Annotated in this window: 2 protein-coding genes; both read left to right on the forward strand. The window is 63.8% G+C overall.

All coding sequences use genetic code 11. The features are described from left to right. Positions 1-393: hypothetical protein (locus MUO23_06100; protein ID MCJ7512526.1), on the forward strand; the 393-nt coding region annotated here is incomplete at its 5' end. 1755 nt (positions 394-2148) lie between these two features. Beyond that, positions 2149-2380: hypothetical protein (locus MUO23_06105; GenBank protein ID MCJ7512527.1), on the forward strand; the 232-nt coding region annotated here is incomplete at its 3' end.

A 2380-nucleotide genomic window follows, 5' to 3' on the forward strand; every position in this document is an offset into this window, starting at 1 on the left:
CAGGAAGCGGGAAACAGCGTTGCCGCCACGGAACACATGCGGGTGGCGCTTGCCCTTGGAGGGAACGATCCCACAGTGGTGGATGCAGCAGGGCGACTTGCCCGGCTTCAAGGGAACGAGGCATTGGCTACTGAACGGATTGCCAAGGCCCATAGCCTGCTCCGCGAGCCCAACAGTTCGGGCATTTACTACGGAAGAGCTTACCTCCGCTACTACCTGGCCTCGGATCTCGTTCCACAGCTTGCGCGAGCCGATCTCACGGCGGCGCTTCGCGACGACCTTGCCCTCCTCAGGGATCAGCTGCTGGCACGAGGGCAGCTTGAGGAGGCTCTGAGGGTCCAGGCGACGCTGGATTCGCAGGCAAGGAGCCTGGAGGACGACCCCGGTGGATAATTCACCGGGTCACGACCGCACCGGATGGTGCTGGCCCAGCTCCACCGGTTTGTTTCCAGGGTGAGCATCACCCGCCGGTGATCGGTCGTCAGCCCCCCTCACAGGTGCCACACGGCTCTGGCCTGCAGGACGGCGGGGACCCGACCCTTCGTCCGGGCAATCCAGGCGCCATTCCCTTGGCCGAGGACATTTGTCCGGCAACTGCGAGGGTGTATCCTTCCCACGGAATCGAATGACATCACCGCCGAGACCAAAGGCCGCGGCTCATCCGATGCCTGAGTATGGTTCCTTCCGTGCCGATTCGGAGTCTCCAGTGGAAGATCCTCAGGCCATACCGGCGCCCTTGAGAAGGCCACGTGGCGCCGACGTCCGCGCGATCGCCTCCCGAGCCCGGACCAGCTTCCTGCGCACCTGTAACGCACCCGACATCCGCCTGGGGTTGACCGCTTTCCTCGCCCTGCGGCTGGTTACGGCCGCCTGGGCCTGGGGAATGCGCCAGGTGTACGACCAGGCTCTTCCCCCGGATCCCGTCTTGCGGCCATATCTCGATGTGCGGATCGAGACAAGCCCATGGCTCGAGCCGTGGCAGCGATGGGACACTCTTCACTTGCAAGCCGTCCCCGAGATGGGATACACCGCTTTCGAGGGAGCCCTATTCGCTCCACCACTCTATCCGTCGGCCATCAGGCTTTCGACCGGCGAAGCCGGCGGGAACACACTCCTGGCGGGGATTCTGGTTTCCAACTTGGCATGTGCACTGGCGTTCATTGCCTTCTCGCGCCTGGCTTTCCTTGAGCTGCCTACCCTGAGTCCCTTTACTTGCTCGCTACCGTCCTTGACTTCTTGCACCTTCCCAATCAGCAGTGGCTACGCGTTGGGTTGGGGGGCCGCGGCATGCCTTACCCGGCTGCCAGCAGCCGACATCTTGCTACCCATCGCATATGCAGCACTGATACCGCATTGGAGGCAGCCGAAGCTGTGGATATCATTGGTCGTGGCGTCAATGGGGGCCCTCGCCCTCCAGCTGTATGTCTGGACCGGAATGGGTTCTGCCCCTTGGGAGCCTCTCGCCGTTCAGGCGGCTCGCTTCCGAGGTGGATTCGCGATCCCGGGCGCGAATCTGGTCGAAGCGGCACACCGCATCGCGTTAGCGTCCTTCAAGGTGGGAGCCCTGCTGGATGTCATCGCGGTCCTCCTGCTCGCAGACTTGGCACTTCCTGTGTGGCGGAGGCTCCCCCGCCTCGACGGCGTATGCAATCGCTCCTTCTTGCTTCTGCATCTCACGTGGAAAGCCGGTTGCTCCCCTCTGAGTGGGATGTCCCGCACTGTGCTGTCTCTCTCTTCCGACTCTTTCGTCCGCGCCGACTTCTGGGAGAAAGCATGGTTGTACCGCGCCGTTCTCTATTCCTTCCGGGGGGTCTGCTGTCAATGTTGGGGAAGGTCGCCATCTGGGGAGGGGTTGGCCAAGTGCATCATCGGCATGCCTCACACACGGATTGGCGCACGTTGCGACGCTTCGTCCGGGGCAGTGACCGCGATCGCGGCTGCCCGCCGGCACTGACCAGATCGTCCATTCACCGATCCCCGAGGCGGGACACGCACTTGAGGATCTAGGCGTCGACGACCGACGACGAAGGCCAGTCCATCAACCTTCTGGATCGCGGGAGGAGTTGCCGTTGCACACGTTCTCGCTCGGCCTCGGAGTTCAGTCTGTGTCCCGGTTGGGGGGACAGCTCACTCTCCGCGAGCCCGATGATGGCTGACCTATCTGCGCTTCCGCCGGTCCTTGACCACCGTCCGCCGCCCGTGTGGCGCCAGGCCGCCTTGCTTGCACTTGGGCTTGTCCTTGCCCTGCGCCTCGCCCTGGGGATGCTGATGGGCCTGGCGTGGACGATCGGGCGCGGCAGCCTCGATCCCCAGTGGCTAGCGGGGATGTACGGTCACTTGCGGGTACCCGAGTCGCCGACTGGCCAATTCCTTCTCGGCG

The sequence above is a fragment of the Anaerolineales bacterium genome, from assembly GCA_022866145.1.
In the GTDB taxonomy this organism is placed as follows: Bacteria; Chloroflexota; Anaerolineae; order Anaerolineales; family E44-bin32; genus PFL42.